We start from the raw sequence: 26890 nt of genomic DNA on the forward strand, positions 1-26890 counted from the left end.
GCTCTTGATGGACGTTACTGGACTCTCGCAGAGCAGAACACCGCTGGAGCTCAAGTAAATAACGGCTTGGAAAAATCCAGGGTAAAATTTTGGAAGCTATCAAGAAGTATGAAAAAGGAGATGGGGTGCTAGGGGTCGAGTGTTCGAATCACTCCGTCCCGACCATATAATTCAATGACTTAGCCCAATCTGAAAAGATTGGGCTTTTTCATGCGCAGTGATTTTTGCTCTCTATAGAAGAGCATTTCCCGTCAGCTTCTTTCACTCGCCGTTTTCTGCGCCGAATCGATGCAAAGCGAATAAAAAGTTTGCTGAAAGTCAGCCACCACCTTCTCCTGCTTCCTCGCGTCCGACTCCCTAGGCATGTCGTAGGCCTGCCCGATCAAGGCTTTGTACAAACTACCCACATACTCGCTCTCCTTTCCTGCGTTGTCCGCCAGTTCCAGGACGGAGGAGAGGGGCACGCCTCCTTGCCTGGCTTTCATGATGGCTTTGGCCGAATTTTCGACTCGCTGGCACTCTTCCAGATATTCGCTGGGCAAGGGTGCGCTGTGCGCTGCAAAGCTGAAAGTGAGGAGTATTGCCGTTGTCGCCAGAAACCGATTGAACATGGCACGCCATCCCTGAATGTTGGCCGGGAACGTTAGCATTCATGGCTCGGCGCTACCATCTGTTCAGCGGCCAAAAACGGCGGTTCACTGGCTGGGTTTTTTAACATCTGCAGAATCGCTCGAGGTGTTGGCATCCTTCTGTGTTTCGTGTGCTTCGGCACCAGAATTTGATCCTGATGCTTCCTCGCCTTTCTTGTCAGCTTTGTCTTCTTTTGACTCGGATCCGCCTTGGTTTACGCCGGGAATCGCAGTGGCTGGAACTGAGGCCCCGCCTGTTTTTTCAGCCGCAAGGGAAAACAGTGGGCACAGTGAAAGCAGGCTTGCCAATCCGATAGCAATCATTCGCTTGTTCATGAGGTTGTCTTCCAGGTCGGGGATGTACTGCATTGGAAGAACTCACAGGGCGAAGGTGCGGTACATCAGACCAGCGGCATCCGGTTAAGTAAGGTGGCCAGGCGTTATACGTCTAAGAGATCTACGGCGCCAACTGGCTCCATTCAATCCCGAACCGGGCCAGGTACTTGCGCAAGCGGTCCGCATCATTAGGCTGCGCCTTGGCCAGGCGCGAGATGCCAAACAAGCGGCGACCGGCATCTGACAGGCTGTCTGCTTGCCGGCAGACCTCAAGCACTGCCCGCAACTGCAAGCGGTCAAACAGATCCATGCTCTCTTCATTCCCTGGCAAATCTTCTGAGTTGCTTCCCACTTGGGTCAGGCCCCAGGCATAACGCAACCGCTCAATCTCTTCCTGCACCTGCGCCTCATCAATTCTCCCGCTATCCGCCAATGTTGCCATGCGCGTGATCGACGCAGACAGTTCGCGGAAATTGCCCAGCCACGCCGCTTCGCTAGAGCTGGCGAAGGCCAGATAGCGGCGGCGTGCTTCAAGGTTGAAGCGCACCAATTGCCCATGCTCACGGGCATGGCGCTGCAACTCGAAATCAATATTCGGCTCGATATCCTCGCGGCGACCGGCGAGGCCGGGAAGGTCGAACGTCCAGAGGTTGATGCGTGCGTACAAGTCTTCGCGAAACAGGCCTTCAGCGACCCGGCTGCGCAGGTCGCGATGGGTGCCGGCGATGATCAGGAAGTCGCTCTCCACTTCCTTGTCAGAACCCAGTGGAAAGAAGCGTTTTTCTTCAATCGCTTTGAGTAGCATCGCCTGCTCGTCGGCGCCCAGTTCGCCGATTTCATCGAGAAACAGCATGCCGCCATCGGCCGCACGCAGCAGGCCGTCGCGTGCGTTCTGTGCGCCGGTGAAGGCACCTTTGCTGTGGCCGAACAAGGTCGACATCGCGCCGTCGCCACGCAGGGTGGCGCAGTTGACTTCAACAAAGCGGCCCTGCATCTGATGGCGGTTGCGTTTGAGTTCGTAGATGCGTCGAGCCAGAAAGGATTTGCCGGCACCGGTCGGGCCGATCAGCAACATGGGGGCTTTCGAGCGTACCGCAACGCGTTCGATCTGCTCGATGGAGCGGTTGAACGCGGCATTGCGTGTGGCGATGCCGGACTTCAGAAATGCCAGACCTTCCAGGCGTTTATTGGCGAAGCGTGAGGCGATGCGATCGTATCGCGACAGGTCGAGGTCGATCAGGGCGTGGGTGCCGCAGGCGTGCTCTTCTTCGCTCTTGCGCTTGGCGGGGGAGGTCTGGATCAGGCGAGCGGGCAAGTAGCGCGCCTCGGTCAACAGAAACCAGCAGATCTGCGCGACGTGGGTGCCGGTGGTGATGTGGACGAGGTAGTCCTCGTGTTCGGTGTCGAACGCGTAGGCAGTGGTGAAATCGTGCAGCGCGCCGTAGACCTCTTCAAAATCCCACGGATTGCGCAACGCCATCGAGTGCAGGCGCACTTCGGTTTCCGGTGAAACCTGCTGGATGTCGGCGCGCACTCGCTCGGCGAGACTGACGTCGCGGGCGTCGATGCCGTGAATCAGCTCAAGCCGATTGATCAGCACATCCGCCTGCTGGCAGAGGCCCACGCTCGGGCGCCAATGGCTCCAGCGATTAGCGCCTTTACCGACGCGATCAAGGGTGGCTCCGATAAAACCGATAGCGACGGTACGTCTATTTTGCATGCTTATCTCAAAAGATAAAAAACGATATCTAATGATAATTTTTCTACGCAGGGTTTGTCGTCAATTCAAACACTCAAAAAGTCGATAGATAATAAAGGTCATTTAAAACAGAGAGTTATGAAGTTTTTTCGGGGGAATTGAAAACCTGGCACGGGCGCTGCTATGTCTATCGCAACGAACAGCAAAACCCCGCGAGACGTCAAGATGGCCAACTCAAATTTCTTTAATACGCAGTCGAATAAAGACATGAAAGATCACACTTACCAATTGCTCGAAGTCGCCAACGGCAAACCGATCAAACTCTGGACCGAAGGCGTTCCGGTGGAAAACGAGGCCCGCGAGCAGTTGATGAACACCGCAAAAATGCCGTTCATCTTCAAACATCTGGCGGTCATGCCGGATGTGCACTTGGGCAAGGGCTCGACCATCGGCAGCGTGATCCCGACAGTCGGCGCGATCATTCCGGCAGCGGTCGGCGTCGACATCGGCTGCGGCATGATTGCCGCGCGTACGTCGCTGACCGCCGCTGATTTGCCGGACAACCTGCTCGGTCTGCGCAGCGCTATCGAGCAAGCGGTGCCACATGGCCGCAGTTCGACCCGTTCGCGGCGCGACAAGGGCGCCTGGGATGAGATCCCGCAGCAAGCCGATCAGGCCTGGGCGGGGCTGCAGCCACGGTTCAAATTGATCACTGACAAGTACCCGAAACTGGCCAACACCAACAACCGCGGGCACCTCGGTACGCTCGGCAGCGGCAACCACTTCATCGAAGTGTGCCTGGATGAAGCCAACCGGGTCTGGTTCATGTTGCACAGCGGCTCGCGTGGCGTCGGCAATGCCATCGGCAACCTGTTCATCCAGATGGCTCAGGCGGATATGCGACAGCACATCGCCAACCTGCCGGATCGTGATCTGGCCTACTTCGAAGAGGGCAGTCAGCACTTTGATGATTACGTGGAAGCGGTGGGTTGGGCGCAGGACTTCGCCAAACAGAACCGCGAGCTGATGATGCGCGCGGTGATTCAAGCGACACGGCAGATTATCCGCAAGCCGTTCGAAGTGGCGCTGGAAGCGGTCAACTGCCACCACAACTACGTGCAGAAAGAGCGGCATTTCGGTGAAGAGGTACTGGTCACGCGCAAAGGTGCGGTGTCGGCGAAGAAAGGCGAGCTGGGGATTATTCCAGGCTCGATGGGCGCCAAGAGTTTCATTGTCCGCGGCCTGGGTAACGAAGAATCCTTCAGTTCCTGCAGTCACGGCGCCGGCCGCACCATGAGTCGGACCAAGGCCAAGAATATGTTCACTGTCGAGGATCAGATTCGCGCCACGGCCCATGTGGAGTGCCGCAAGGACGAGGCGGTGATCGACGAGATTCCGATGGCCTACAAGGACATCGACAAAGTCATGCACGCCCAGCGTGAGCTGGTGGAAGTGCTGCACACCTTGCGTCAGGTGGTGTGCGTCAAAGGATAAAAGGAAAGCAAGTCATGGAACTGGAAGAGCGTCACCCGCTGTGCGCCACGATGCGCGCGCGGGTTCTGGCAGAGCTTGCGCGGATAGAACGCGAGCGCAATGTCACGGTGTTGTACGCCTGTGAGTCCGGCAGTCGGGCCTGGGGTTTTGCCTCGACCGACAGCGATTACGACGTGCGGTTTGTCTACGTGGAGAAGCCCGAGTGGTTCGTTCAGGTCGATGCGCCGCGTGATGTGATCGAGCGTCCGCTGGACGATGAGCTCGACGTCAGTGGTTGGGAGCTGCGCAAGACCCTCGGGTTATTGCGCAAATCCAATCCGACCTTGCTGGAGTGGCTCGACTCGCCGCTGGTTTATCGCAGTGAAACCGCGCAGGTGGCACAGCTGCGCGAACTCGCCGAAGCGTTCTACAGCCCGCCAGCAGCGCGCAATCACTATCTGTCGATGGCAAAGAAGAACTTTCGCGGTTACCTGCAAGGTGAAACCGTGCGTTTCAAGAAGTACTTCTACGTGCTGCGGCCACTGCTGGCGGTGCGCTGGATCGACCAAGGCCGAGGGCGGCCGCCGATGACGTTCGCCGACCTGCTGACCACCGTCGACGACCGCGCGTTGCTCGATGAAGTCGACGAATTGCTCGCCCTCAAACGCAATGCCGACGAGAGCGCCTACGGGCCGCGTCGTCCGGCGTTGCACGGGTTCATCGCCGCTGAACTTGAGCGCGAAGTGCCCACATTACTCAGAACTCAGGAAGACTCGCGACGGCTGGATCAGTACCTCCGGGATACCGTCGGGCTGTACGCGTAAGGAATGCCATGAAACAGGAAGTGATAGAACTGGACGGTGCCATCGGTGGCGGCCAGGTGTTGCGCAGCGCCTTGAGCCTATCGATGGTGACGGGCAGGGCGTTTCGCATTAAACAGATTCGTGCCAGGCGCAGCCGTCCGGGACTGCTGGGCCAACACTTGACGGCGGTGATGGCGGCGGCCGAGGTGTGTGGTGCTACGGTTGGCGGTGCACATTTGAGTTCGCAAGCCTTGAGCTTTGAACCCGGCGCGATTCGCGCTGGCGACTTTCAATTCGCCATCGGCACGGCCGGCAGTTGCACACTGGTGTTACAGACTTTGTTGCCAGCACTGTTACGGGCACCGCAGGCGAGTCGAGTGCGGATTTCCGGTGGCACGCATAACCCGCTCGCGCCGCCGGCCGATTTTCTCACGCGCAGTTGGCTGCCGCTGCTGCGCCGCATGGGTGCCAACGTTGAGCTGGACTTGTTGCACCATGGTTTTGCCCCGGCCGGCGGTGGCGAGATTGAGGTGAATGTGCAACCGGCGAACCTGACGCGACTCGATCTGTGTGACCGTGGCGAAGCGATTTCACCAAGCGCGTGGGCTCTGACCGCCGGGCTTGGACCTACGGTCGCCCAACGTGAGCTTAGCCGAGTGGCCAAGCGATTGAATCTTCCGGCTACGGCGCTGCACTCTGTGACGCTCGATCCAGCCCGCGGGCCAGGCAACGTGTTGCTGCTGGAGTACGTTTTCGAACACGTCACCGAGGTGTTCAGCGCGTTTGGCCAAGTGTCATTGCGCGCAGAGAAGGTTGCCGATGCTGCGATCAGTCAGGCTGCCGACTGGTTGCGCAGTGGCGCTGCGGTGGCTGAACACCTCGCCGATCAGTTGCTGTTGCCAATGGCGCTGGCCGGTGGTGGCTCGTTCACCACGCCGCGCATGACCGAGCATTTGCACAGCAATATCGCGGTGATCGAGCTGTTCTTGCCGATTCGTATTGATTGTCGCGAGGAGGGTGCCGATCAACTGCGCGTTGAGGTCATTGGCAGTTGATCGGTCATGAACAGGGCGACAGGATTTCATCGGGAATCCTGTCGCCCTTTTTTTGGCCCGCAAAAAACTCTGAAAAGGCGGCAAATTGCTGGCCCCCGGGCGTTCGCTTCCCCGGCAAAATCTCCTTTTTTCAAAAGGTTAGGTGGGCTCTATGCGGACGATTGTTATCACCGTTGCAACGCTTTCCCTGGCTGTCTTCGCCACAGGCGTGCAGGCGAAAGAGTTAAGCAAAAGCCATCGCTTTGCCTGCACCTGGGGTTCGGATATCGCTGCCGGTGCTCAGCAATCGAAGCTGTCAGGCGTCTCGCTGTATGGCGCGCGCAAACAATTGCAGGTGCGACGATTCCAGCAACCGTGGATGCGTATGACCGCGATGGGAATCACCGAGCAAACCTACAACAGCACGTCGAAACTCAAGCCTGCAGCTGTCAAGCAGACCTATTACGAACAATGTGTACGCCACGAATTGGCCCAGCGCTGAAGCAAAAAAGCCCAACCTGAACCGGTTGGGCTTTTTCATGCCCGACGAAATGTCAGGGTTACTTTTCGCTCTCGCAGTTGACCATCCACGACACGCCAAAACGATCGACCAGCATGCCGAAACGCGCCGCCCAGAACGTCGCTTCCAGTGGCATGTCGATGCGGCCGTCGCTGGCCAGCGCGTTGAACACGCGCTCGGCTTCGGCGATGCTGTCGACGTTCAGCGAAATCGAACAGCCACTCATGCCCTGAGTCGGGCGATCGGGTGTGGTGTCCGAGGCCATGATCATTTGATCACCCACTTTCAGGCAGGTGTGGATGATCAGGTTGTGGTGTTCTTCGGGCACGTGTTCGGCGGCGGGCGTTTCGCCGAACGTCATCATCGCCTCAAGCTTTCCTTGCAAGGCTTGCTCGTAAAAGGTGAAGGCCGCGCGGCAATCTCCGTTGAAGATCAGGTAGGGATTGATTCTCATGTCTCTGCTCCCGGCAGTCAGGCGCGGAGCGGGCGGGGGGTCGCCGGATTCCGCGTAGGGCGGTTAAACCATGGCAGAGCGTTGGACGCCGGAAAGGGCTGAGTCTTCCAGATTTTTTTGTTCTGAAAAGCACGTCGACGATAACGTGGTCGTCGTTCGAAATTCAGTCGTAGCGCTGGAGTACCATGACGCACAATCATCACCTGCAGAGTCCAATGCCCAATGCCTGATCTATCGCGTTTCACGTCTTTGTTCGATCAGGCGCAGCGAGCCTTGCGCCTGGTCTGGGGGACATCGCGTGGCTTGTTTCTGGGGCTGGTGCTGGCAACGTTGGTTGCCGGTTTGCTGCCGGCGCTGGCGGCATGGTTGGGCCAGCGGATTGTCGATGCGGTGGTGGCAGCGATGCAGTTGCACGCGCAGCACGGCAGTGCGCCGCTGTGGCCCGTGTTGCGTTACGTGTTGTTGGAGGCCGGTGTATTGGCGCTGTTGTCCGGCACGCAACGGGCACTGTCGGTGCAGCAATCGCTGTTGCGGGTGCAACTGGGGCAGAAGGTCAATACGCTGATTTTGCAGAAAGCGCAGACCCTGTCACTGGTGCAGTTCGAAAACTCCGAGTTCTACGACAAATTGGTGCGTGTCCGTCGCGAGGCTTCGACCCGGCCACTGGCGCTGGTCATGAAGTCGTTGGGTTTGATTCAAAACCTGATCATGCTGATCAGCTTCGGGGTGCTGCTGGTGCATTTTTCCCCTTGGGCGCTGGCGTTGCTGGTGGTCGGTGCGTTACCGGTGTTTTTTGCCGAAGCGCATTTTTCCGGTGACGCCTTTCGTTTGTTTACTCGCCGTGCGCCGGAGAGTCGGCAGCAGAATTACATCGAAACCCTGCTGTCCCACGAAACCTATATTAAAGAGGTCAAGCTGTTCGGCTTCGCGCCGCTGTTACTGCAACGCTACCGCGACACGTTCGCCAGGCTGTATGCCGAAGACCGCCGTTTGACGTTGCGGCGCGATGGCTGGGGTTTCGGCCTCGGCCTGCTTGGTACCGCGGCCTTCTATGCGGCCTATGCCTGGGTGGTGATCGATGCCGTACATGGCCAGATCAGCCTTGGTCAGATGACCATGTATCTGGTGCTGTTCAAGCAAGGCCAAAGCGCTGTGAGCAGCAGTCTGAGTGCGATCAGTGGCCTGTACGAAGACGGTCTCTACCTGACCAGTCTGTATGAATACCTGGCCGAACCGGTTCAGGTCGATAGCGGTCACCTGACGGTCGGCGTCTGCCCGGGCGATGGTTTGCGTTTCGAGAACGTCGGTTTCCGTTATCCGGGTGCCAGTCGGCCAGCGCTGGAAAACATTGACCTGCAACTGGTGCCAGGCCAGAGCATGGCGCTGGTCGGCGAGAACGGTTCAGGCAAGACCACGCTGATCAAGTTGCTGACCCGGCTCTACCGCCCCGATCAAGGGCGCATCCTGCTCGACGGCAGCGATTTGCAGGATTGGCAGGAGACCGCGTTACGTCGGCGCATTGGGGTGATTTTTCAGGACTACATCCGCTACCAGTTCAGCGTCGGAGAAAACATTGGCGTCGGCGATACCCTGGCGTTCAACGACGCGCAACGCTGGCAGGAGGCCGCGGCTCAAGGCATGGCGGCCCCCTTCATCGAAGGGCTCGACAAGGGTTATGCCACGCAGTTGGGACGCTGGTTTGCCGGTGGCCAGGAATTGTCTGGCGGGCAGTGGCAGAAGATTGCCTTGTCCCGCGCTTACATGCGTCGTGATGCCGACATTCTGATCCTCGATGAGCCAACGTCCGCCCTTGACCCGGCGGCCGAGGCGGCGGTGTTCGAGCATTTCAGCCAACACAGCGAAGGTCGCATGACGTTGCTGATTTCCCATCGTTTTTCCAGCGTGCGCAATGCCGACCACATCATCGTGCTGCAACAAGGGCAAATTCTGGAGCAGGGCGGCCACGATCAACTGATCGCCGCCGCTGGGCATTACGCGCAACTGTTCGATTTGCAGGCTCGCGGCTACCGTTAAGTGTCCCGCCCGTTGCGCACGGTGGCAGGTCCGGCCACCCGGGGGGCCGGTTTGCTCTGCATCAGGCTGTCGAGCGCCTTGCGGTAATTCTGCCCACCCAGCGCCATGCTGTTGTTATGCGTCGCGCCCGGCACCAACAGCAAACGCTTGGGTTGTTGCGCGGCGTTGAACAGTTGCTCGCTGAAGCGCGGCGGCACGAAAGCGTCAGCTAAACCGTGGACCACCAGCAGCGGCATGTGGATATCAGCGATCTTGTCGATCGAGTCGAATTTCTGCGACAGCAGCCAGCGCACCGGCAGCGAAGTGTTGGCCACCGACGCGGCAACATCCGCCAGCGTGGTGAAGGTGGACTCGATCACCAGTCCGCGAACCGGCAATGCAGAATGATCGCGAGCGGCGGCCTGGCCGAGTTCCGCGGCCAGATCGATGGCCACGGCGCCACCGAGGGAGTGGCCATAGATCAGGCGTTTGGCCGGGTCCGGTTGCAGTAGTTTGAAGCGTTCCCACGCCACCCGCGCATCTTCGTAAACGCTGCTTTCCGACGGCAGATCACCATGGCTCTTGCCGAATCCTCGGTAGTCGATGGCCAGCACTGAATAGCCCGCAGCGCGTAGTTGCTCGATGCGGAACAACTGCCCGGTGAGGTTCCAGCGCACGCCATGCAGATAGAGAATGGCCGGCGCATTGGCTTTTTCCGCCGGCCACCACCAGGCATGAATGTTTTCCCCGGCCTTGAAGCTCTTCGGTTGCAGGTCGAGTTCCTGCACGCTACCGGGCAAGCCGTGATACCAACCGGCAGTGCCCGGTTCGATGCGAAACAGCAGTTTGCGTTCGGTGTGTTCGAGCACGGCACAACTGGTCGGCACGCCGATAATCAGCGCGGCCATGCAGGCAAACGCCAAACGGCGGCGTCGCAGACGCGTCATGAAGGACAGGAACATTAAACGTTTCACCCAGGCGCAGACAAAGAAGGCTTTTTACCAGATGCCTCGGTCTGCGCGTGTTTTTTTCGACCACTGCCCCGGCGCAACAATTACCAAATGCTGCAAAGACTCACACGACCTGCAGAACGATCTTGCCGATATGGTCGCCAGCCTCCATGTGCGCGTGAGCCTGAGCGGCGTCGGCGAGCGGGTAGACCTTGTCGATCATCGGCAAGCAGCGCCCGGCAGCCAGCGCCGGCCATACGTGCTCGCGCAGTTGATCGGCAATCGCGGCTTTTTCGGCGGCAGTGCGGGCGCGCAACAGGGAACCGGTGATCACCGCACGTTTGGCCATCATTGCCAGCAAGTCAAAGTCATTGGCCCGTGCGCCGCCGAGGAAACCGAGCATGACCAGTCGGCCATCCATCGCCAGGGCGCTGACGTTATCGTTGAGGTACGAGCCGCCCATGATGTCGAGGATCACATTGACGCCTTGGCCTGCGGTTTTCTCGGCGATGACTGCCGCGAAATCCTCATCGCGATAATTGATCGCTGCGCCACCGAGATCGCGAATCGCTGCGCATTTGTCCGGGCTGCCGGCGGTGGCAAACGCTTCAATACCGAATTCGCGGCACAGCATCAGTGCGGTTGTGCCGATGCCGCTGGTGCCACCGTGAATCAGTGCGCGCTGACCACGACTGGCGCCACCGAGGCCGAACAGGTTGGCCCACACGGTAAAGAAGGTTTCCGGGATTGCGGCGGCGTGCACCCAGTCCAGACCGTGTGGAATCGGCAGGGTCTGGCCGGCGGGGACGGCGCAGTATTCGGCATAACCGCCGCCGTTGGTCAGCGCGCAGACGTTGTCGCCCACGGCGAACTGACTGACACCGGCTCCGAGTGCCACGATTTCGCCGGCGACCTCAAGCCCGGGAATTGGGTTCATGCCGGGTTTCATCGGGTATTTGCCGGCACGCTGCAAGGCGTCCGGCCGGTTGATCCCGGCGGCGTGTACGCGGATCAGCACCTCGCCTTCTGCGACGGCTGGAAGCGCCACGCGTTTGGGTTGCAAGACGTCGGGGCCACCGGGTTCGCTGATTTCGATTCGGGTCATTTCGTTGGGCAGGGACATATCGATTCCTGTTGGCATAAGTTCTGTAGATGGGAGCGTGCTATGCAAGCAATGATTCCCTTCAATTTGCACAGCAGCGCGACTCAGTAGGGGCGGGCAGCCATTTCATGGCTTGCTCCAGCAGCAGCGCCACGACGATTGCGCCAGCGGCAATGATGAACAACAGCGCGTGATGACCGCCGCTGGCATTGAACAGCGCTGAATAGGCAAATCCGGCCAGCGCCTGAAAGGTGGCGAATGACACCGTGGCACGGCTCCAGGCGATCTGCTGGCGATGATGTTCCGGCACCAGCTCATGCACTCGCGCCAGAGCCAGCGGCACAATGCCGGGCGGAAATGAACCGAGAATCACCGCCAGCAACGCCAGCGCCAGAAACGAGTGAGTCATTGCCAGCAACCCAAGGGCAATCGCCTGCACCACCAGCACCAGGCGAATGCCGGAACGTGCGCCAAGCTTATCGGCAAGAAAGCCATAACTCACCGGGCCGACAATTGCGCCCAAACCGTACATCACCCAGATCAGCGCGCCGATATGCGCCCCGGCACCGAGACCACGCGCCACGTAATCCACCAGAAACACCATGGCCGGCACCAGGCCGGCGGCCATGAAGGCGTATTGGGCGAACAGCAAATACACACCGCGCGGTGTCGGTTCTGCGGACACCGTTTCTTGCGCAACGACCGGGTGCAGGAAATCAGACGGCCAGCCAAACCAGCTCAGCGCCGTCAGCACCAAGGCCAAAGCCCCCAGGCCCAGCCATGTCGCTTGCAAGCCGAGGCTCAACAGCGGCGGCACCAGCGTCCCGGAACCGGCAATGCCAAGACCGATGCCGAGAAAGATCGCGCCACTGGCCAGCCCTTTACGCGCCGGCGGAACATGCGGCAGAACCGTCGCGGCCACCAGCACCATGATCGCGCCGCCGGCAATCCCCGACAGCAGTCGCCAGCCGAAGAACCAGCTCACCGACAACGGAAACGCGCAGGCAAAAAATGCTGCCGTGACCACCAGCATCATCAATCGCAAGGCATTTTTATTGCCGAGCTGGTGCGCTGTCGGCCGGCCGAGAAGCGCGCCGATCAGATAGCCCACCAGATTGGCCGCACCGAGGTAGACCACATCGTTGGCGCTGAACCACTGCGCCTCAATCAGCGAAGGGATCAACGGGGTATAAGCGAAACGCGCCAGCCCGATGCTGACCAGGCTGGCGCAGAGGCCGGCGAAGATCGGCAGCCAGATACCGGTGGAGGTTGCAGTGCGCATGATAGCGATCTCGCGGAAGGTTTATGGCGTTCAGCATATCGGCTATTGTTGCTGCGTTAATGCAGCGATTTAGCGTTGCTGCGATGCGAATTTGCATCACTTGGAGGCAGCATGAATTGGGATGACGCACGGGTATTTCTGGCCGTTTGCCGCGAGTCGACGCTACGTGGCGCTGCACGGGTTTTGGGGGTGGATCAGGCCACTGTCGGGCGACGGATCACGGCGCTGGAAAAGTCCCTGAGCGCTACGTTGTTCCTGCGCACCTCCGACGGCTACGCGTTGACCGCTGTCGGTGAGGCGGCGCTCAGGAGTGTGGAGAAAATGGAGCATTCGGCACTGGAGCTGGAGCGGCAGATTCAGGGCCTGGATGATCGCCTGACCGGCACGGTGCGCGTCAGTACCACGGATTCGCTGGCGATCGACTTTCTGATCCCGGCCATCGCCCGTTTGCACGAGCAGCACCCGGACGTACGAGTGCAACTGGACGCGTCCACGCAGATCCTCAGCCTGGCCAAGCGCGAGGCGGATATCGCGGTGCGCAACACCCGGCCGGACAATCCTGATCTGATCGCTCGGCGAATCGCCCGATGGCCGGTGGGCCTGTTCGCCTCTCAGGCCTATATAGACGCCAATGGCGTGCCGCAACCGGACACAGCGTTTGAGGGGCATGATCTGGTGGTCTATCAACCGTATCTGCAAAGCAAAAAGGACCTGACCCTGGTGTCGGAGCCGCTAAGTCGCGGTCGCATCGTCGCCAGCCTCAGTTCCAGTTTGCTCGTCCGTCGGTCAATTGCCGCAGGGTTGGGTGTAGGGGAAATCCCGGTGTACATGGGTGAGCGCGATGGTCTGATCAGGCTCTGGCCGGAGCGCACTCGACCAATGCCGTACGAAGTGTGGTTAGTGACCCACGCGGATTTGCGGCATACCGCGCGGGTGAGGGCGGTGATTGAGCAGATTGTCGACGTGTTCGTGTCGGAGAATGACTAGGCAGACGTTCTTTTGGCAGGGCTACAAGCTCTGACGAAACGGCCTACATCAGAGGCAGAATCTCCCGGCTTGTGAGGCGGTTGGATGGGGCCTATTGTTTCGTCATGTCGGTGAGGGGCGCAGGGCTCGCACTGATGTTGATACCAGGGACGGTATCGGTAAACCCAGGAAGGTGTCGAATTGAGAACCACGGAATTCAGTCAAAACCCAATCAGTGACCTTGCGAGCAAAGGTCGGAATACTCAAGCCATGAACGCTATCAGTCGTGAAGAATTCAATGCCAGGATAGAAACCATTGAGACCAGAATGGACGCTCGGTTCGAGGGTGTGTCGACAAAAATCGATGCTTATCTTTTGACTCAGGCGGAGAGGGACAAACGATACGATCTGATGTGGGACGGCGTACAACAAATCGCCGAAGACTCAAAAGAAGCCATCAAACATGCCTCGACAGTGAAGGCGCATTGCTGGGCGACGACCGCCGTCCATTTTCTCGGAATGATCACCGTCGTCGTAGGGGCGCACTTTGCCAATCAAGCAGCGGTATTAACCACCTTGCAGACGACACTCGCCGCGATCCAGATCGGCAAGGATATAAGTGCACCAAGACCTGCTTCGCAACAAGCACCCGAATCACCACAATAGAAAACGGCCTTCAAAGAAGGCCGTTTTTCGTGAGCATTGAAACACCGCATCATGGCATTTCTGGCAACTCCTGCGGCCGCAAGTCGAACACCAGCACCTCGGCATCGACACCATTGCTCAAGGTCAGCAACTGTTCTTCGCGAACCCGTACGCCGTCACCTTCCTGCAAGGGCTGGCCATTGAGTTCAACACTGCCACGCGCCACATGCACGTAGGCATAACGGTTGGCTGGCAGCTCCAGCGTGGCAGTTTCTTTACCGTCGAACAGCCCGGCAAAGACCCGTGCGTCCTGACGCACTTTCAGCGAACCGCCGTTGCCGTCCGGCGAGATGATCAATTGCAGGCGACCGCGTTTTTTCTGTGCGCTGAAATGTTCCTGTTGATAACGCGGTTTGGCACCGCTGACTTCCGGCACGATCCAGATCTGCAGGAAATGCACCGGTTTGGTCGCCGAATGGTTGAACTCGCTGTGCGCTACGCCGCTACCAGCACTCATCAGTTGCACATCGCCTGGGCGGATCACCGAACCGGTGCCCAAGGTGTCTTTGTGTTCCAGTGCACCTTCCAGCACGTAGGAAAAGATCTCCATGTCGCGATGCGGGTGTTGGCCGAAGCCTTTGCCGGCAGCGACGCGGTCATCGTTAATCACCAGCAGATCGGAAAAACCCTGCTCACGCGGGTCACGGTAGCTGGCAAAGGAAAAGGTGTGAAAGGACTTCAACCAGCCATGATTGGCGAGGCCACGATCGGAGGCTTTGCGAAGGGTCAGCATGATGAAATCTCCTTGCGGGACGTGAATTCGTCCGAGTGAGGAGAAGGTTACTGTTTACTGTACTGCGCAATAAGTAGATGAAAACTGAAAGACTGTCCCTGTCAGGTTGACAGTTTTGCGATAGCCTTCACACAAAACTTTTGCGCTCAAACGGCTACAGTTGGCCATAATGTCTGGTCCGTATCATGTCTCTCTGATTGAAGTGATGTCTTCCCATGAAAACCGTGGCAATGGTGCTGTTTCCCGACTTTCTTCTGCTCGACATGGCCGGGCCATTGGAGGTTTTTTCGGTTGCCAATCGCTACCTGAAACCCGATGCGCATTATCAATTGATCACCCTTGGCACCGAAGAGGGCCCGCTGCGGGCCTCCAATGGTGTGATGGTGCAGGCCGACCGGATCATTGGCGACGACACCGAGCGTTATGATTTGCTGCTGGTGCCGGGAGGCCCCGGTGCCTACAACCAGCAGTTCCCGTCGTTGTTTGCCTGGCTCAAAGACGCAGTCCGGCGCGTCGAGTACTTCGGATCTATCTGCACTGGCGCTTTTGTCCTGGGGCACGCCGGTCTGCTTGACGGTTACCGTGTAACCACGCACTGGAACTACACCGAACGCCTGATCAAGGGGTTCCCGAAAGCCCATGTCACGACTGATCAGATCTATGTCGAGGATCGCAACCTGATCACCTCGGGAGGCGTTACGGCGGGGATCGATATGGCGCTGGCTGTGATCGCCCGCGATCACGGCAAGAAGCTCGCGCAGGATGTGGCCAAAGTCCTGCTGGTGGTGATGAAACGCCAGGGCGGGCAGGCGCAGTTCAGCCCGTTGATGGCTGCCGTGGCACCGCAGGAAACGCCGATTACCCGCGCGCAGAGTTACGTGCTGGAACACCTCGACGAAGCCTTCACGGTCGAGCGCATGGCGGCGATTGCCAATATGAGCGCGCGGCACTTCGCGCGGGTGTTCACCCGCGACATCAACATGACGCCGATGGAGTTTCTGCAAAGTGCGCGCATCGACTGCGCACGAAACTTGCTGGAAACCAGCGATCTGCCCCTTAAAACCGTGGCTTACAAAAGTGGTTTCGGCAGTGTGCGGCACATGCGTTCGCTGTTCGCTGAAAAGCTCGGCCTGACGCCCGCGCAATACCGCGAACAGTTCAGCTAGAGCGCTGTTGTCCGTCTGGCGCACCCGTATGTCCGAATTGAGTCTCGTGTAGCGGTTGTCGCGTCATCTGAGGCTGCCAAGATAGTTGGCATGGATAGCCTCATCGATTTGAACACGGCGTCGGTGCTGCATTTCGGCCCCTACGCCTTCCACCTGCGCCAACGGCTGATACTCGACGGAGATCGGCCTTTGCGCATGGGTGGTCGTGCGCTGGACATTTTGCAGGTGCTGGTCGAGCGTGCCGGGCGAGTGGTCAGGAAGGAGCAATTGATTGCCCTGGTTTGGCCAACGTCAGTGGTCGAGGAGATCAACCTGCGCGTGCACATCGCCGCGCTCAGGCGCGCCTTGGGTGACGGCGAAAACGGTCAGCGCTACATCGTTAACGTGCCGCAATGCGGTTACAGTTTTATCGCCCCGGTGCGCTGCGACAGCGTCGCGCAAGTGGCCTTCGAGGGGCTGCGAACACCCGAGCATAATCTGCCGGCGCGACTGACCCCGGTCGCCGGGCGCGACTCGCTGGTCGGCGGGCTGGTGCGGCAAATGCCGCTGTGTCGGCTGATGACCGTCACGGGGGGCGGCTGGTGTGGGTAAATCCACTGTCGTGTTGCGGGTCGCGGAACTGCTGTTGCAGTACTACAGAGACGGCGTGTGGCAGATCGATCTGAGCTTGATCGACGACGACACACCGCTGCTCGATCAGGTGCTACGCACTCTTGAAAGCGATTTGCCCGGACTGTCGACTCGCCATGCGTTGCTGCTGCTGGATAACTGTGACCACCGTCTCGGCGCTTGCCGGGCAGCAGTTGAAACGTTGCTCGAGGCCGCTCCCCGCCTGTCGGTTCTCGCCACCAGCCGCGAGGCCTTGCAGGTCGGTCTGGAAACCCTTCAGGGCGTGCCACCGCTGACCCTGCCGAAACGTTCCGCAGGCGATTGCATCACTGAAGCCATGGGCCATTCTGCGGTGCAGTTGTTTGTCAGCCGCGCTCGCGCACGACAGCATGATTTCCGCCTGCGTGAACAGGATGTCAAAGCCGTCCTGGAGATCTGTCGCCAACTCGACGGTTTGCCGCTGGCGATCGAACTGGCGGCGGCGCAGATCGATGCCTTGGCATTGGTCGGCTTACAGGCGCAAATGAGCAATGGTTTGCAAGTGCTCAGCCATGGCCGGCGCACCGCGGTACCGCGGCATCAATCGATGCAGGCAGCACTCGACTGGAGCTATCAACGCTTGAGCGAGCAGGAGCAACGCGCGCTACAGCGGTTATCGGTGTTCAAAATGGCGTTTACCCTGGAGGCGGCACTGGCGGTGATCAGTTGCCCGCAACTCGCGTCGTCGCGGCTTGCTGCGATCATTGAAGGCTTGGCGTGCAAGTCATTGCTGGTGGCGGAGCGGGGCGGCAGCACAGGCCGATACCGAATGCTCCACACCACTCGCTGCTATGCGCGTAAGCAACTGGAGCGTTGCGGTGAAGGGATTGATCTTGAGCGCCGGCATACGCTCTATATCAACCGGATACGCCGGGCCTCAGGCGTGCCTGTGCTCGCGTAAATCGTCGATCAGCAGGCGCACCTTGCGCAAATCCGGGGTCGCGTAGCCCTCGGTGAAGCGCTGATAGATCGGCGTGAGCAAATCCAGCGCCTCTTGGCTGCGCGATTGGCGCTGCCAGAGTTGCGCCAGTGAGGTGGCACTGCGCAGTTCCCAGGCGAGCGCACCTTGGCTGCGGGCGATGGTCAGCGATTGTTGCAGGAGTGCTTCGGCTTCCTTGAGGGTCTCTTCGCGAGCAAGCTCGCTCTCACATGGGTTCCGAGTACACCCAAAATCCCTGTGGGAGCGAGCTTGCTCGCGAAGGGCCCCGTCCAGGCAATCCGGATCGTCTTTCAATAACGCAGCAGCCCGAGCCCGCAAAATCTCCGCCGTGCTCCATCCCGCATCACCACTCAGCGCTCGCTCAAACAGTGCGTCATCCACAAAGCGGTCATCCAGCGTCACCATGATTTCCCGAATCAGCCCACTGCTGTCCTTCGGCACGGGCGTGCTGGTTTGCGTGTCGATCACCTGCGCGTAATGTCGCGCCCACGTGTTGAACAGCAGCACCGAATGCTTCTGCGATTGTTCCAGCAGCAGTTGCAACAGCGCCCGGGCGTTTTGCTGATCGCCGTTGTAATGAGCGATCAGGCAACTGGCCAGTGCCAGGGTGTAACAAATCGAGGTGCCATGGTCGATCTGCACGGCAATATCCAGGGCCAGTCGCGCCGAATGCCACGCTTGCTCCGGCAATCCCTGCATCCATAGCACCCGCGCCAGCACCGTCAGCGACGCGACGCTCTGGTCGTATTGCACGCCAAAACCGTGGGTGAAGCGGTTGACGTGGCCGCTGTGTGCCATGCGCTGCAGCACCTGCTCGGCATGATTGCGCGCCTGCGGCTGGTCGCCGGCATAGTGCAGGGCCAGCACGCGTAAACGGTGGGTGCTCAATGACAGCAGTGGGTCGCCGTGCACGCCGAGGCGATCGAAGTGCTCACTCTGCGCCAGCGCCATGCGGTAGTGCCCGCAACTGAGGTTGACCGCCATGTGTCCGGACACCGCGCGCAATTGCCCGGCGACGTCGTCGTGTTCGAGGGCCAACTGCCGAGCCTCGACGAACGCCAGGATGGTTTCCGGGGTGCCTCCCCACGTGTGATAACAGGCACTGCCGAGGGCCAGTTTCAGGGAGATTTTCAGACGCGGGCAGGGGGCACCGAGTTCATCGAGCAGGCTCAGCGCCCGCCGCACATAGCCGCCATACTCCTTGAGCAGCGACAACTCTTGCCACAGGGGCGCCGACGCTGCTGTCAGGCGAATCCCCAGACTACCCGGGCCGACACCGTTCAGGCTCCAGTCCAGTGCCGCGCGCAGGTCTTCCAGCCCTCGGGCGTAACGCTCGATCCACAAAGCCGTCGGTGTCATTTCCCAATCGCTTTGCGCCTGTTGCATCAATGCCAGGCAGCGTTCGGCATGGCGTTCGCGGGTTTCTTCGCATTCGGCGGCGTGCTCGAGTTTTTCCAGTGCATAGCGGCGGGTTGTGTCGAGCAGACGATAGAACACCTCTTCGTCACCGACTTCGACGCTGAGCAGGGATTTCGCCACCAGTTGGGTGATCGATACACACACCACACCCGGATCGATCTGTTGGCCGACGATGACGGCCGCCGCCGACTCCAGGGTAAACCCTCCGCAAAACACGCTCAGACGGCGCAGGCAGGTTTGTTCGCACCGGTCGAGCAGGTTGAAACTCCAGTCCAGCGTGGCGCGCAGGGTGAGATGGCGCTCAAGACTGCTTTGATTACCCGCTGCCAGCGGTGGCAAACGGCCCTGCAGTTGGCTCAGCAAACCTTCCAGGCCCAGTTCGGCGACCTGCGCTGCCGCCAGCTCCAGCGCCAGAGGAATACCGTCGAGTCGGTGGCAGATTTCGATTGCTTGCGGCAACTGCGCATCTCTCAGTTCAAAGCTTTCCTGCGCGGCCGTGGCCCGTTCGATGAACAGTTGCAGCGCCGAATAATCCAGCGCTTGCTGACGATTCAATGTCGCGTTCATCAATGGGTATTCGAGCGAATCGAGACGCTGCACGAATTCGCCCTCCGCCCGCAGGCTCTCGCGGCTGGTGGCGAGGATATGCACCTTCGGCGCGCCGCGCAGAATGCTTTCGCTGAGCATCGCGACGGCATCGATCAGGTGTTCGCAGTTGTCGAGCAATAACAGCATCTGTCGCTGTTGCAGGCCATTGACCAGCGCCGCCAGCGGATCGCCTTCGGGGAGTGCCAGATCGAGCAGGGCGGCCAGGTGTGAGCAAATCAGCCGCGGATCGTTGAGCGGTGCCAGGTCCACCAGCCGAATACCGTCGCGGTAATGCCCGATCAACTGCTCGGCCACGCGCAAGGCCACCGTGGTCTTGCCGATCCCGCCGGGGCCGACCAGGGTGATGCAGCGTTGGCGCGGCAACTGCGTCATCAAGCTGTCGACCAGCGCTTGGCGGCCGAGCATCCGCGTGCGCCGCAAGGGCAAATTGTGCCGACCGCCAGCATCGCCCACAGGACGCTCCTCCATGGATTGCGGTAGAACCGGGGCGACGAAACTGTAACCGCGTTGCGCCACGGTGATGATGTAACGCTGGCCGGCCTGACCGTCACCGAGGGCTTTGCGCAGTGCCGCCATGTGCACCCGCAGGTTGATGTCCTCGACCACGCTGTCCGGCCAGACCCCGGCCATCAGTTGCTGCTTGCTCACCACTTCGCCGGCATGGGCCAGCAGAATCAGGAGGATGTCCATCGCCCGTCGGCCCAGGCGCAACGGCTGCTCGCCTTCGAGCACCAAGCGTTGGCCGGGATGAATCCGATAGGGGCCAAAACCGAGGGCCTGATTCGGGGAAAGACTCAACAGCTCACTCCTGCGGTGCTGCGGCGGACAGAGCGGAGTAGGGCCGGGCGCGTGCGCAGGCCTTCTAATCCGGGGTGTCCCGGCATAATCCTCAGGTTTGAGCGTCAGTGCAACGGGTGCCGCGATCAAAACATGGCGGGTTGTGAACGCTGGGCTTTGGGTTCACGCATGATCTGGCAGCGCCAGGCAAACGGATTAATGCCCTCGCTGCGGGTAAACATATGGCAGAAGTGCGCCTGATCGCAGAACCCGCATTCCAGGCTGATTTGCGTCAGGCTCAGGTCGGTGTGCTGGATCAGCAGCTTGGCTCGCGCGAGACGCTGGGTGCGAATCCAGTCCTGCGGCGATAACCCGGTGCTGCATTTGAAGGCGCGGGAAAAATGGCTGCGTGACAGTGAACAGGCGCGGGCCAGTTCGGTCACTTCCAGGCTTTCGCCGAGGCGTTCGAGGATCAGTTGTTTGACCTGTCGTTCGCGTTGCGGACTGAGTCCGCCGACCCCGGTCTTGCGTGGTTCGTTGGCAGGGGCAAGGGCGACGCTGTGCTGTAAGTGAGCCATGGCCAAAGTCCGTGTTGATGGGGAATGCACGGTCGGCGCATCCCCTCAGGTCAAAAAAACAACGCTGCGCAGAGGGTTTCATTGTTGGCCGAGGGCGGGAGGCTGACGAGTTAATCGTTGTTAATTCCAGCGCATTGGCCTGAACTCAGCACATCCCTGCAAGTCTGCGCCCCGCGGTTTGCGGCACGATGACTGCAAGCGCGGCGAACCGAGGGGGCGCCGCAATCGGCAGGTCCAAGGGGAATCAAATGAAAGGCATTTTCAAAGCGGCGGCGCTGACGTTTGCGCTGGCCACTTCCAGCGCGATGGCGCAGGCACCACAGCAGGGCACTCAGGCGCCGGGCTATTTCCGCCTGGCCGTGGGGGATTACGAGGTCACCGCGTTGTTCGATGGCTACAACGACCTGTCGCCCAAGCTGTTGCAGGGCATGAGTCAGAGTCAGATCCGCGCACTGCTGGCACGCCGTTCGATTGAAACCCCGGGTGTCCAGACGGCGTTCAATGCCTTTCTGGTCAACACCGGCAAGCAACTGATTCTGGTCGACAGTGGCGCCGGGCAATGCATCGGCGCCACCGCCGGGCAGCTCGTGGCGAATATGCAGGCGGCCGGCTACCGGCCAGAGCAGGTCGATACGGTTTTGCTGACGCACCTGCACCTTGATCATGTCTGTGGTCTGGTCGATGCCCAGAAACAACCGTTGTTCAGCCATGCCACGGTGTATGCCGCCAAGGCTGAAGCGGATTACTGGCTCGATCCGGCCGCGCTGGCCAAAGCTCCGGCCGGCGCCCGAGAGTTTTTCAAGATTGCCCAGGACTCAACCGCGCCCTACGTCGCCGCCGGGCGTTTCAAGACCTTCGCCGCGGGCCAGTCGCCGTTGCCGGGGTTAGTCGAAGCGACACTGGAAGCCGGACATACGCCGGGCAGCACCACCTACCGGTTCACCTCGCAGAATCAGAGCATCGTCTTCATGGGGGATCTGGTGCATAACCTGGCAGTGCAGTTTGAGCATCCGGAAGTGTCGATCGGCTTTGACGTCAACAGTGCGCAAGCGATCAACGCGCGTCAGGCAGTCTTCAGTGCGGCGGTCGCCAGCAAGACGTGGGTGACGGCGGCGCACCTGCCGTTCCCGGGCATCGGTCACATCACCGCGCAGGGCAAACATTTTCAGTGGGTGCCCGTGGAATACGGTCCATACAAGCGCGCGGCCAAGGTGCCGTTAATCGAGTAAAGTGCGCAGCGCCCACCCGCAAAAGCAGCTGACACCGAAAAGGAAAACATGCCCATGAACCGTAACGATCTGCGTCGCGTCGACATGAACCTGCTGGTGATTTTCGAAGCGCTGATGTTCGAAAAGAACCTGACCCGCGTTGCCGAAAAGCTGTTCATGGGGCAACCGGCCGTCAGCGCGGCGTTGGGGCGTTTGCGTGATCTGTTCGACGATCCGTTACTGCTGCGCAACGGTCGCGGCATGGAGCCGACCGCGCGGGCGCTAGCGATTCTCAAAGAGCTGCAACCGGCGATGGACGTCATCTCTGGCGCGGTCAGCCGGGCCAAGGAGTTTGAACCGGCGAGCAGTTGCGACGTGTTTCGCATCGGCCTGTCGGACGACGCCGAATTCGGCCTGTTTCCGCCGTTGTTGCGTCAGCTTCAGCAAGAGGCGCCGGGGATTGTCGTGGTCGTGCGCCGCGCCAATTACTTGTTGATGCCGGCACTGTTGGCCTCTGGGGAAATCTCAGTGGGCGTCAGCTACACCACCGATCTGCCGGCCAACGCCAAGCGCAAGACATTGCGCGACATTCCCTGCAAAGTCCTGCGCGGCGACGACCGTCCGGGGCCGCTGACCCTCGACGAATACTGCGAGCGCCCGCACGCGATGGTGTCGTTCTCCGGCGACCTGAGCGGCAATATCGACATGGACCTGGCCAAGGTCGGTCGTACCCGCCGCGTGGTGTTGGGCGTGCCGCAATTCAGCGGCCTGCGCGCCTTGCTCGCCGGCACCGAGATGATCGCCACTGTGCCGGATTACGCCGCCTGCGCGTTGGTGGAAGGGTGTGCGCTGCGCGCCGAAGATCCACCGTTTCCGATCGATGCGGCGCAATTGTCGATGGCCTGGAGCGGGGTGCATGACAACGATCCGGCGGAGAAATGGCTGCGCTCGCGGATCAGTCAGTTCATGGCGGCGCCGCTGAATATCCCAGCTAGCTGAATCCCTACGCCAATCTCAAATACAGCACTGATCCCTGTGGGAGCGAGCTTGCTCGCGAAGGCGTCGTATCAGTCGATAAATATTTCGAATGACACACCGCTTTCGCGAGCAAGCTCGCTCCCACATTGGGACGGCGTGATCCCTGAGTTGTTGGTGGTTTAAACATCGCCGTTTAAGCAACACCATCAGACACTCTTTCAGGCTACGCAACCTTGCGCCTTTGCCTACAGCTACGCCAGAATCCGCCGGCTTGCGCGCTTGTGGTCGGGTCTCTATCGTTTGGTGGTCGCTGAAAACTCAGCGATCGGGTTTAGCGACTCGGACCAAAAAAGTGCATCAGCGCTCCATGCTTCGTAGCAGGCTATCGTCTGCACTTCGCTATGGCGGCTGTATGCGGGAGACCTTCGGGTCTACCGGGTTGCCTTTTTACCGGTTCGCTAACCTGCATACGGTCGCCACCTCGACCACTACCTCCTTCCACCCGGCTCCACGCCACCGCCACGCAGAACTCGCGGAACCGCCGACACCAAAGCCGAAGAACTGCTGACTGACGCCAGCGAAACACTCGCCTCGGCCAAGACCATTGCCCAGGACGTCGCCCACCTGTTGCCCGCGCCGCAGCGCCGGGCGCTGTTGGGGATTGCGCAGTTGATCATGCTCGGTGAGCTGGCGGTGAATCGGGTGCTGGATAACCTTGAACCACCGGCCTGAACCCATTCCCTGTGGGAGCGAGCTTGCTCGCGAAGGCGTCGGGTCAGTTATAAATACTTTGAATGGCACGCCGCTTTCGCGAGCAAGCTCGCTTCCACAGGGGGCTGCGGTGCTCCAAGAATTTTGGAATGTCGCAGAACTGAGCACATCTATCCAATTTCCTCCCGACCATCATTGGCATGATTCCAGTCAATGACATTTCAAGGGTCGGGTCATGAATGCCTCAACAGATGAACGGGCACGCGACATCGGTTTGCTGTTCCTGCGGGTCAGCGGCGGGTTGTTTCTGCTCTGGGTCCACGGCTTGCCCAAGCTGCTGGATTTCACCGCGCAACTGCAACTGATCGAAGACCCGTTCCACCTCGGTGCCCACCTCACCCTGATCCTGGCGATCTTCGCCGAAGTCCTCTGTCCACTACTGATCGTCGCCGGGGTGCTGGCGCGATTGGCGTGCTTGCCTATTCTCTTTGTGCTGCTGGTGGCACTGCTGGTCGTGCATCCGCAATGGAGTGTGGCCGAAGGGCAGTTCGGCTGGTTGCTGTTGATCCTGTTTACCACTGTGTTGATCGCCGGGCCGGGACGGCTGGTGATTCCTGTTCTTCTGCCCGGAGTGCTGCGTTATGCCTGAAGTCCTCGATCCACAAACGCCGGGGGCCGATGAGGCGGTCACGCTGATCATCAAGCACCGGGTCAAGGCCGGTTTCGAGTCAGCGTATGAGGCCTGGCTGCGCAATATCGTCCGCGTCGCGAGCCAGCGTGAAGGCCATTTGGGCGTGGACGTGGTGCGCGGCAAGCGCGGGCGTCTCGATTTTTACACTTGCGTGCTGCGTTTCAGCTCCACTGAAGCGATGCAGGGCTGGCTGGAATCGCCGCAGCGTCAGGCACTGGTCGCCGAAGCGGCGCCAATGTTGGCTGACGGCGATCAGACTGAAGTCGCGCCGATCAAGGAATTCTGGTTTACACCACTGGCCGATGCCGCTTCGCCGCCGCCGCGCTGGAAGCAAGCGGTCGTCACGCTGCTGGTGATTCTGCCGCACACCTTGCTCGTGCCGCTGATCTGGGGACCGCTGCTGGCGCTGCATCCGATTCTTTCCAACTACGTGGTGGCCACGTTCCTGATCACCCTGACCATCGTTCTGTCGGTGGTCTACGTGGTGATGCCGCCGGTAACCCGTTTGTTTACGCCGTGGCTCGAAGCCAGCCAAGCCCATGAACACCTCGATTCCCAAGAGACCTCGCCACGCTGAGCGCGCGGGGTTTGCTCCTTTTCACTTTGCTTGAGGAACTGCGATGAGCGCCGATCTGATTTTATTCAATGGCCAGTTTCATACCGTAGACCGCACCAAACCGCTGGCCAGTGCCGTGGCCATCACCGACGGCCGCTTCGTGGTCGTTGGCAACGACAACCAGGCCATGGCCCTGCGCGGGCCGAACACGCAAGTGGTCGATATGCATGGCCGCTGCGTTATTCCCGGCCTCAATGACTCGCACTTGCACTTGATCCGTGGCGGTTTGAACTACAACCTCGAACTGCGCTGGGAAGGCGTGCCGTCGCTGGCCGACGCGCTGCGCATGCTCAAGGATCAGGCTGACCGCACACCGACGCCGCAATGGGTGCGCGTGGTCGGTGGCTGGAACGAATTCCAGTTCGCTGAAAAACGCATGCCGACTCTGGAAGAAATCAACCAGGCCGCGCCGGATACCCCGGTGTTCATCCTGCACCTGTATGACCGCGCGCTGCTCAATCGCGCCGCCCTGCGCGTGGCCGGCTACACCCGCGACACGCCGAACCCGCCGGGTGGCGAGATCGTTCGCGATGCCAACGGCAATCCGACCGGCATGCTGGTCGCGCGGCCTAACGCGATGATCCTCTACTCGACGCTGGCCAAGGGGCCGAAGCTGCCGCTGGAATATCAGGTCAACTCGACCCGCCAGTTCATGCGCGAACTCAATCGCCTCGGCCTGACCAGTGCGATCGATGCCGGCGGTGGTTTCCAGAACTACCCGGACGATTATCAGGTGATCGAGCAACTGGCCAAAGACGACCAGTTGACCGTGCGCATCGCCTACAACCTGTTCACCCAGAAACCGAAAGAAGAACTGAGCGATTTCCAGAACTGGACCGGCAGCGTCAAGTTGCATCAGGGCGATGACTTCCTGCGTCACAACGGCGCCGGCGAAATGCTGGTGTTCTCGGCAGCCGATTTCGAAGACTTCCTCGAACCGCGCCCGGACCTGCCGCAGACAATGGAGGAGGAGCTGGAGCCGGTGGTGCGCCACTTGGTCGAACAGCGCTGGCCGTTCCGTTTGCACGCGACCTACAACGAGTCGATCAGCCGCATGCTCGACGTGTTCGAGAAGGTCAATCGCGACATTCCGTTCAACGGTCTGCCGTGGTTCTTCGACCACGCTGAAACCATCACCCCGCAAAACATCGAACGGGTGAAAGCACTGGGCGGCGGCATTGCGATTCAGGATCGCATGGCGTTCCAGGGCGAATACTTTGTCGACCGCTACGGCAAGCAAGCCGCCGAAGCGACGCCACCGATCAAGCGCATGCTCGCCGAAGGCGTACCGGTCGGCGCCGGCACCGACGCCACGCGGGTGTCCAGCTACAACCCGTGGACTTCGCTGTACTGGATGGTCAGCGGTCGCACCGTCGGCGGTCTGGCCTTGTACGAAGAAGGTCTGCCGCGCGCCACCGCGCTGGAACTGTTCACCCACGGCAGCGCCTGGTTCTCCTCGGAGCAGGGCAAGAAAGGCCAGCTCAAGGTCGGCCAACTGGCGGATCTGGCGGCGCTGAGCGCGGACTTCTTCCATGTTGAAGAAGAAGCGATCAAGTGGATCGAATCGGTCATGACCGTGGTCGGCGGCAAGATTGTCTACGCGGCCGGCGACTTCGAAGACCTCGGCCCACGCTCGATTCCAGTGCTGCCGGACTGGTCGCCGGTGGTCAAAGTCCCAGGCCACTGGCGGCCAAATTCGCCATTGCAGGCGCAGGTTCACCAGTGCAGCGGGCCGTGTGCAGTGCACACCCACAGCCATGAAAAGGCGCGGATGTCGAACGCACCGGTCAGCGACTTCGCCGGTTTCTGGGGCGCGTTCGGCTGTTCCTGCTTCGCTTTCTGATTTCCCC

23 protein-coding genes and 2 pseudogenes are annotated in these 26890 nt (G+C 60.1%); 15 read left to right on the forward strand and 10 right to left on the reverse strand.

Annotation, left to right across the window (positions count from 1 at the left end; genetic code table 11):
• Positions 1-251: 251 nt before the first annotated feature.
• The 3 genes from AB4N74_RS05015 to rtcR form a co-directional block, all read right to left on the reverse strand.
• A complete protein-coding gene (locus tag AB4N74_RS05015) occupies positions 252-611 on the reverse strand; it encodes a hypothetical protein (RefSeq protein ID WP_093439384.1) in 360 nt (119 codons plus the stop codon).
• Between the two features lie 84 nt (positions 612-695).
• Positions 696-965 (reverse strand): hypothetical protein, encoded by a 270-nt coding sequence (locus tag AB4N74_RS05020; RefSeq protein ID WP_257358514.1) that lies wholly within the window; start codon positions 963-965, stop codon positions 696-698.
• 121 nt (positions 966-1086) lie between these two features.
• Positions 1087-2685 carry an RNA repair transcriptional activator RtcR gene (gene rtcR, locus AB4N74_RS05025; protein WP_460098479.1) on the reverse strand — a complete coding sequence of 533 codons (1599 nt, stop codon included), beginning with the start codon at positions 2683-2685 and terminating at the stop codon, positions 1087-1089.
• A gap of 246 nt (positions 2686-2931) precedes the next feature.
• On the opposite strand from rtcR, the gene AB4N74_RS05030 reads away from it, so the two are divergent.
• The 4 genes from AB4N74_RS05030 (at position 2932) to AB4N74_RS05045 (ending at position 6476) form a co-directional block, all read left to right on the forward strand.
• Complete coding sequence (locus tag AB4N74_RS05030; RefSeq protein WP_116255304.1) at positions 2932-4158, forward strand: RtcB family protein; 1227 nt, start codon at positions 2932-2934, stop codon at positions 4156-4158.
• 14 nt (positions 4159-4172) lie between these two features.
• A complete protein-coding gene (locus tag AB4N74_RS05035; RefSeq protein ID WP_093439371.1) occupies positions 4173-4961 on the forward strand; it encodes a nucleotidyltransferase domain-containing protein in 789 nt (262 codons plus the stop codon).
• Positions 4962-4969: 8 nt separating this feature from the next.
• Positions 4970-5995, forward strand: a complete 1026-nt coding sequence (gene rtcA / locus AB4N74_RS05040) for an RNA 3'-terminal phosphate cyclase (protein WP_460098482.1) — start codon at positions 4970-4972, stop codon at positions 5993-5995.
• A 151-nt stretch (positions 5996-6146) separates the two neighbouring features.
• Positions 6147-6476: a hypothetical protein gene (locus AB4N74_RS05045; protein WP_093439361.1), complete on the forward strand. Its 330-nt coding sequence runs from the start codon at positions 6147-6149 to the stop codon at positions 6474-6476.
• A gap of 58 nt (positions 6477-6534) precedes the next feature.
• Here the strand turns inward: AB4N74_RS05045 and AB4N74_RS05050 are convergent, their stop codons facing one another.
• Positions 6535-6948 carry a VOC family protein gene (locus AB4N74_RS05050; protein ID WP_460098485.1) on the reverse strand — a complete coding sequence of 138 codons (414 nt, stop codon included), beginning with the start codon at positions 6946-6948 and terminating at the stop codon, positions 6535-6537.
• A gap of 222 nt (positions 6949-7170) precedes the next feature.
• Here AB4N74_RS05050 and AB4N74_RS05055 point away from each other — a divergent pair, with 222 nt between their 5' ends.
• Positions 7171-8982, forward strand: a complete 1812-nt coding sequence (locus AB4N74_RS05055; protein WP_099758564.1) for an ABC transporter ATP-binding protein — start codon at positions 7171-7173, stop codon at positions 8980-8982.
• Here the strand turns inward: AB4N74_RS05055 and AB4N74_RS05060 are convergent.
• The 3 genes from AB4N74_RS05060 to AB4N74_RS05070 all read right to left on the reverse strand — a co-directional run bounded on the left by AB4N74_RS05060 (position 8979) and on the right by AB4N74_RS05070 (position 12295).
• Positions 8979-9923, reverse strand: coding sequence for an alpha/beta hydrolase (locus AB4N74_RS05060; protein WP_427119535.1), 945 nt, complete (start codon positions 9921-9923; stop codon positions 8979-8981). The two genes, AB4N74_RS05055 and AB4N74_RS05060, sit on opposite strands and share 4 nt — an antisense overlap.
• A gap of 112 nt (positions 9924-10035) precedes the next feature.
• On the reverse strand, positions 10036-11034 hold the full coding sequence (locus AB4N74_RS05065; RefSeq protein WP_093439347.1) for an NAD(P)H-quinone oxidoreductase: 999 nt from the start codon (positions 11032-11034) through the stop codon (positions 10036-10038).
• Positions 11035-11095: 61 nt separating this feature from the next.
• A complete protein-coding gene (locus AB4N74_RS05070; protein ID WP_460098488.1) occupies positions 11096-12295 on the reverse strand; it encodes a YbfB/YjiJ family MFS transporter in 1200 nt (399 codons plus the stop codon).
• A 111-nt stretch (positions 12296-12406) separates the two neighbouring features.
• Between AB4N74_RS05070 and AB4N74_RS05075 the strand changes: the two genes are divergently transcribed.
• Both AB4N74_RS05075 and AB4N74_RS05080 read left to right on the forward strand, forming a co-directional pair.
• Positions 12407-13282: a LysR family transcriptional regulator gene (locus AB4N74_RS05075; protein ID WP_460098490.1), complete on the forward strand. Its 876-nt coding sequence runs from the start codon at positions 12407-12409 to the stop codon at positions 13280-13282.
• A gap of 249 nt (positions 13283-13531) precedes the next feature.
• Positions 13532-13927: a hypothetical protein gene (locus AB4N74_RS05080; protein WP_460098492.1), complete on the forward strand. Its 396-nt coding sequence runs from the start codon at positions 13532-13534 to the stop codon at positions 13925-13927.
• Positions 13928-13976: 49 nt separating this feature from the next.
• Here AB4N74_RS05080 and AB4N74_RS05085 read toward each other — a convergent pair whose 3' ends face one another.
• Positions 13977-14699, reverse strand: a complete 723-nt coding sequence (locus AB4N74_RS05085; protein WP_093439338.1) for a pirin family protein — start codon at positions 14697-14699, stop codon at positions 13977-13979.
• A 215-nt stretch (positions 14700-14914) separates the two neighbouring features.
• On the opposite strand from AB4N74_RS05085, the gene AB4N74_RS05090 reads away from it, so the two are divergent.
• Together AB4N74_RS05090 and AB4N74_RS05095 are read left to right on the forward strand one after the other, a co-directional pair.
• Positions 14915-15865 (forward strand): GlxA family transcriptional regulator, encoded by a 951-nt coding sequence (locus AB4N74_RS05090; RefSeq protein ID WP_093439335.1) that lies wholly within the window; start codon positions 14915-14917, stop codon positions 15863-15865.
• Positions 15866-15955: 90 nt separating this feature from the next.
• Positions 15956-17414 (forward strand): annotated as a pseudogene (locus AB4N74_RS05095) (ATP-binding protein).
• Here AB4N74_RS05095 and AB4N74_RS05100 read toward each other — a convergent pair.
• Positions 17391-20279 (reverse strand): ATP-binding protein, encoded by a 2889-nt coding sequence (locus tag AB4N74_RS05100; protein WP_460098495.1) that lies wholly within the window; start codon positions 20277-20279, stop codon positions 17391-17393. The pseudogene AB4N74_RS05095 and the gene AB4N74_RS05100 overlap by 24 nt on opposite strands.
• 125 nt (positions 20280-20404) lie before the next feature.
• Positions 20405-20836 carry a helix-turn-helix domain-containing protein gene (locus AB4N74_RS05105; RefSeq protein ID WP_099758570.1) on the reverse strand — a complete coding sequence of 144 codons (432 nt, stop codon included), beginning with the start codon at positions 20834-20836 and terminating at the stop codon, positions 20405-20407.
• Positions 20837-21084: 248 nt separating this feature from the next.
• On the opposite strand from AB4N74_RS05105, the gene AB4N74_RS05110 reads away from it, so the two are divergent.
• From AB4N74_RS05110 to AB4N74_RS05135, 6 genes and pseudogenes are all read left to right on the forward strand, one after another.
• Complete coding sequence (locus tag AB4N74_RS05110; RefSeq protein ID WP_460098497.1) at positions 21085-22065, forward strand: MBL fold metallo-hydrolase; 981 nt, start codon at positions 21085-21087, stop codon at positions 22063-22065.
• 54 nt (positions 22066-22119) lie between these two features.
• The gene (locus AB4N74_RS05115; protein ID WP_093439319.1) at positions 22120-23043 is read left to right on the forward strand and encodes a LysR family transcriptional regulator; all 924 of its coding nucleotides are present in this window, start codon (positions 22120-22122) and stop codon (positions 23041-23043) included.
• Positions 23044-23487: 444 nt separating this feature from the next.
• Positions 23488-23754 (forward strand): annotated as a pseudogene (locus AB4N74_RS05120) (DUF6124 family protein); the annotation flags it as partial.
• A 214-nt stretch (positions 23755-23968) separates the two neighbouring features.
• Complete coding sequence (locus AB4N74_RS05125) at positions 23969-24382, forward strand: DoxX family protein (RefSeq protein ID WP_460098499.1); 414 nt, start codon at positions 23969-23971, stop codon at positions 24380-24382.
• On the forward strand, positions 24375-25001 hold the full coding sequence (locus tag AB4N74_RS05130) for an antibiotic biosynthesis monooxygenase (RefSeq protein WP_460098501.1): 627 nt from the start codon (positions 24375-24377) through the stop codon (positions 24999-25001). Before AB4N74_RS05125 ends, AB4N74_RS05130 begins: the two co-directional genes overlap by 8 nt.
• 43 nt (positions 25002-25044) lie before the next feature.
• On the forward strand, positions 25045-26883 hold the full coding sequence (locus AB4N74_RS05135; RefSeq protein ID WP_460098503.1) for an amidohydrolase: 1839 nt from the start codon (positions 25045-25047) through the stop codon (positions 26881-26883).
• The last annotated feature ends 7 nt before the right edge of the window (positions 26884-26890 follow it).

This window comes from Pseudomonas sp. H3_C08 (assembly GCF_054669455.1).

Coding starts and splice junctions, on each gene's coding strand:
- AB4N74_RS05015 (WP_093439384.1), bottom strand. CDS start 611: ATGTTCAATCGGTTTCTGGCGACAACGGCAATACTCCTCACTTTCAGC.
- AB4N74_RS05020 (WP_257358514.1), bottom strand. CDS start 965: ATGAACAAGCGAATGATTGCTATCGGATTGGCAAGCCTGCTTTCACTG.
- rtcR (WP_460098479.1), bottom strand. CDS start 2,685: ATGCAAAATAGACGTACCGTCGCTATCGGTTTTATCGGAGCCACCCTT.
- AB4N74_RS05030 (WP_116255304.1), top strand. CDS start 2,932: ATGAAAGATCACACTTACCAATTGCTCGAAGTCGCCAACGGCAAACCG.
- AB4N74_RS05035 (WP_093439371.1), top strand. CDS start 4,173: ATGGAACTGGAAGAGCGTCACCCGCTGTGCGCCACGATGCGCGCGCGG.
- rtcA (WP_460098482.1), top strand. CDS start 4,970: ATGAAACAGGAAGTGATAGAACTGGACGGTGCCATCGGTGGCGGCCAG.
- AB4N74_RS05045 (WP_093439361.1), top strand. CDS start 6,147: ATGCGGACGATTGTTATCACCGTTGCAACGCTTTCCCTGGCTGTCTTC.
- AB4N74_RS05050 (WP_460098485.1), bottom strand. CDS start 6,948: ATGAGAATCAATCCCTACCTGATCTTCAACGGAGATTGCCGCGCGGCC.
- AB4N74_RS05055 (WP_099758564.1), top strand. CDS start 7,171: ATGCCTGATCTATCGCGTTTCACGTCTTTGTTCGATCAGGCGCAGCGA.
- AB4N74_RS05060 (WP_427119535.1), bottom strand. CDS start 9,923: ATGTTCCTGTCCTTCATGACGCGTCTGCGACGCCGCCGTTTGGCGTTT.
- AB4N74_RS05065 (WP_093439347.1), bottom strand. CDS start 11,034: ATGTCCCTGCCCAACGAAATGACCCGAATCGAAATCAGCGAACCCGGT.
- AB4N74_RS05070 (WP_460098488.1), bottom strand. CDS start 12,295: ATGCGCACTGCAACCTCCACCGGTATCTGGCTGCCGATCTTCGCCGGC.
- AB4N74_RS05075 (WP_460098490.1), top strand. CDS start 12,407: ATGAATTGGGATGACGCACGGGTATTTCTGGCCGTTTGCCGCGAGTCG.
- AB4N74_RS05080 (WP_460098492.1), top strand. CDS start 13,532: ATGAACGCTATCAGTCGTGAAGAATTCAATGCCAGGATAGAAACCATT.
- AB4N74_RS05085 (WP_093439338.1), bottom strand. CDS start 14,699: ATGCTGACCCTTCGCAAAGCCTCCGATCGTGGCCTCGCCAATCATGGC.
- AB4N74_RS05090 (WP_093439335.1), top strand. CDS start 14,915: ATGAAAACCGTGGCAATGGTGCTGTTTCCCGACTTTCTTCTGCTCGAC.
- AB4N74_RS05105 (WP_099758570.1), bottom strand. CDS start 20,836: ATGGCTCACTTACAGCACAGCGTCGCCCTTGCCCCTGCCAACGAACCA.
- AB4N74_RS05110 (WP_460098497.1), top strand. CDS start 21,085: ATGAAAGGCATTTTCAAAGCGGCGGCGCTGACGTTTGCGCTGGCCACT.
- AB4N74_RS05115 (WP_093439319.1), top strand. CDS start 22,120: ATGAACCGTAACGATCTGCGTCGCGTCGACATGAACCTGCTGGTGATT.
- AB4N74_RS05125 (WP_460098499.1), top strand. CDS start 23,969: ATGAATGCCTCAACAGATGAACGGGCACGCGACATCGGTTTGCTGTTC.
- AB4N74_RS05130 (WP_460098501.1), top strand. CDS start 24,375: ATGCCTGAAGTCCTCGATCCACAAACGCCGGGGGCCGATGAGGCGGTC.
- AB4N74_RS05135 (WP_460098503.1), top strand. CDS start 25,045: ATGAGCGCCGATCTGATTTTATTCAATGGCCAGTTTCATACCGTAGAC.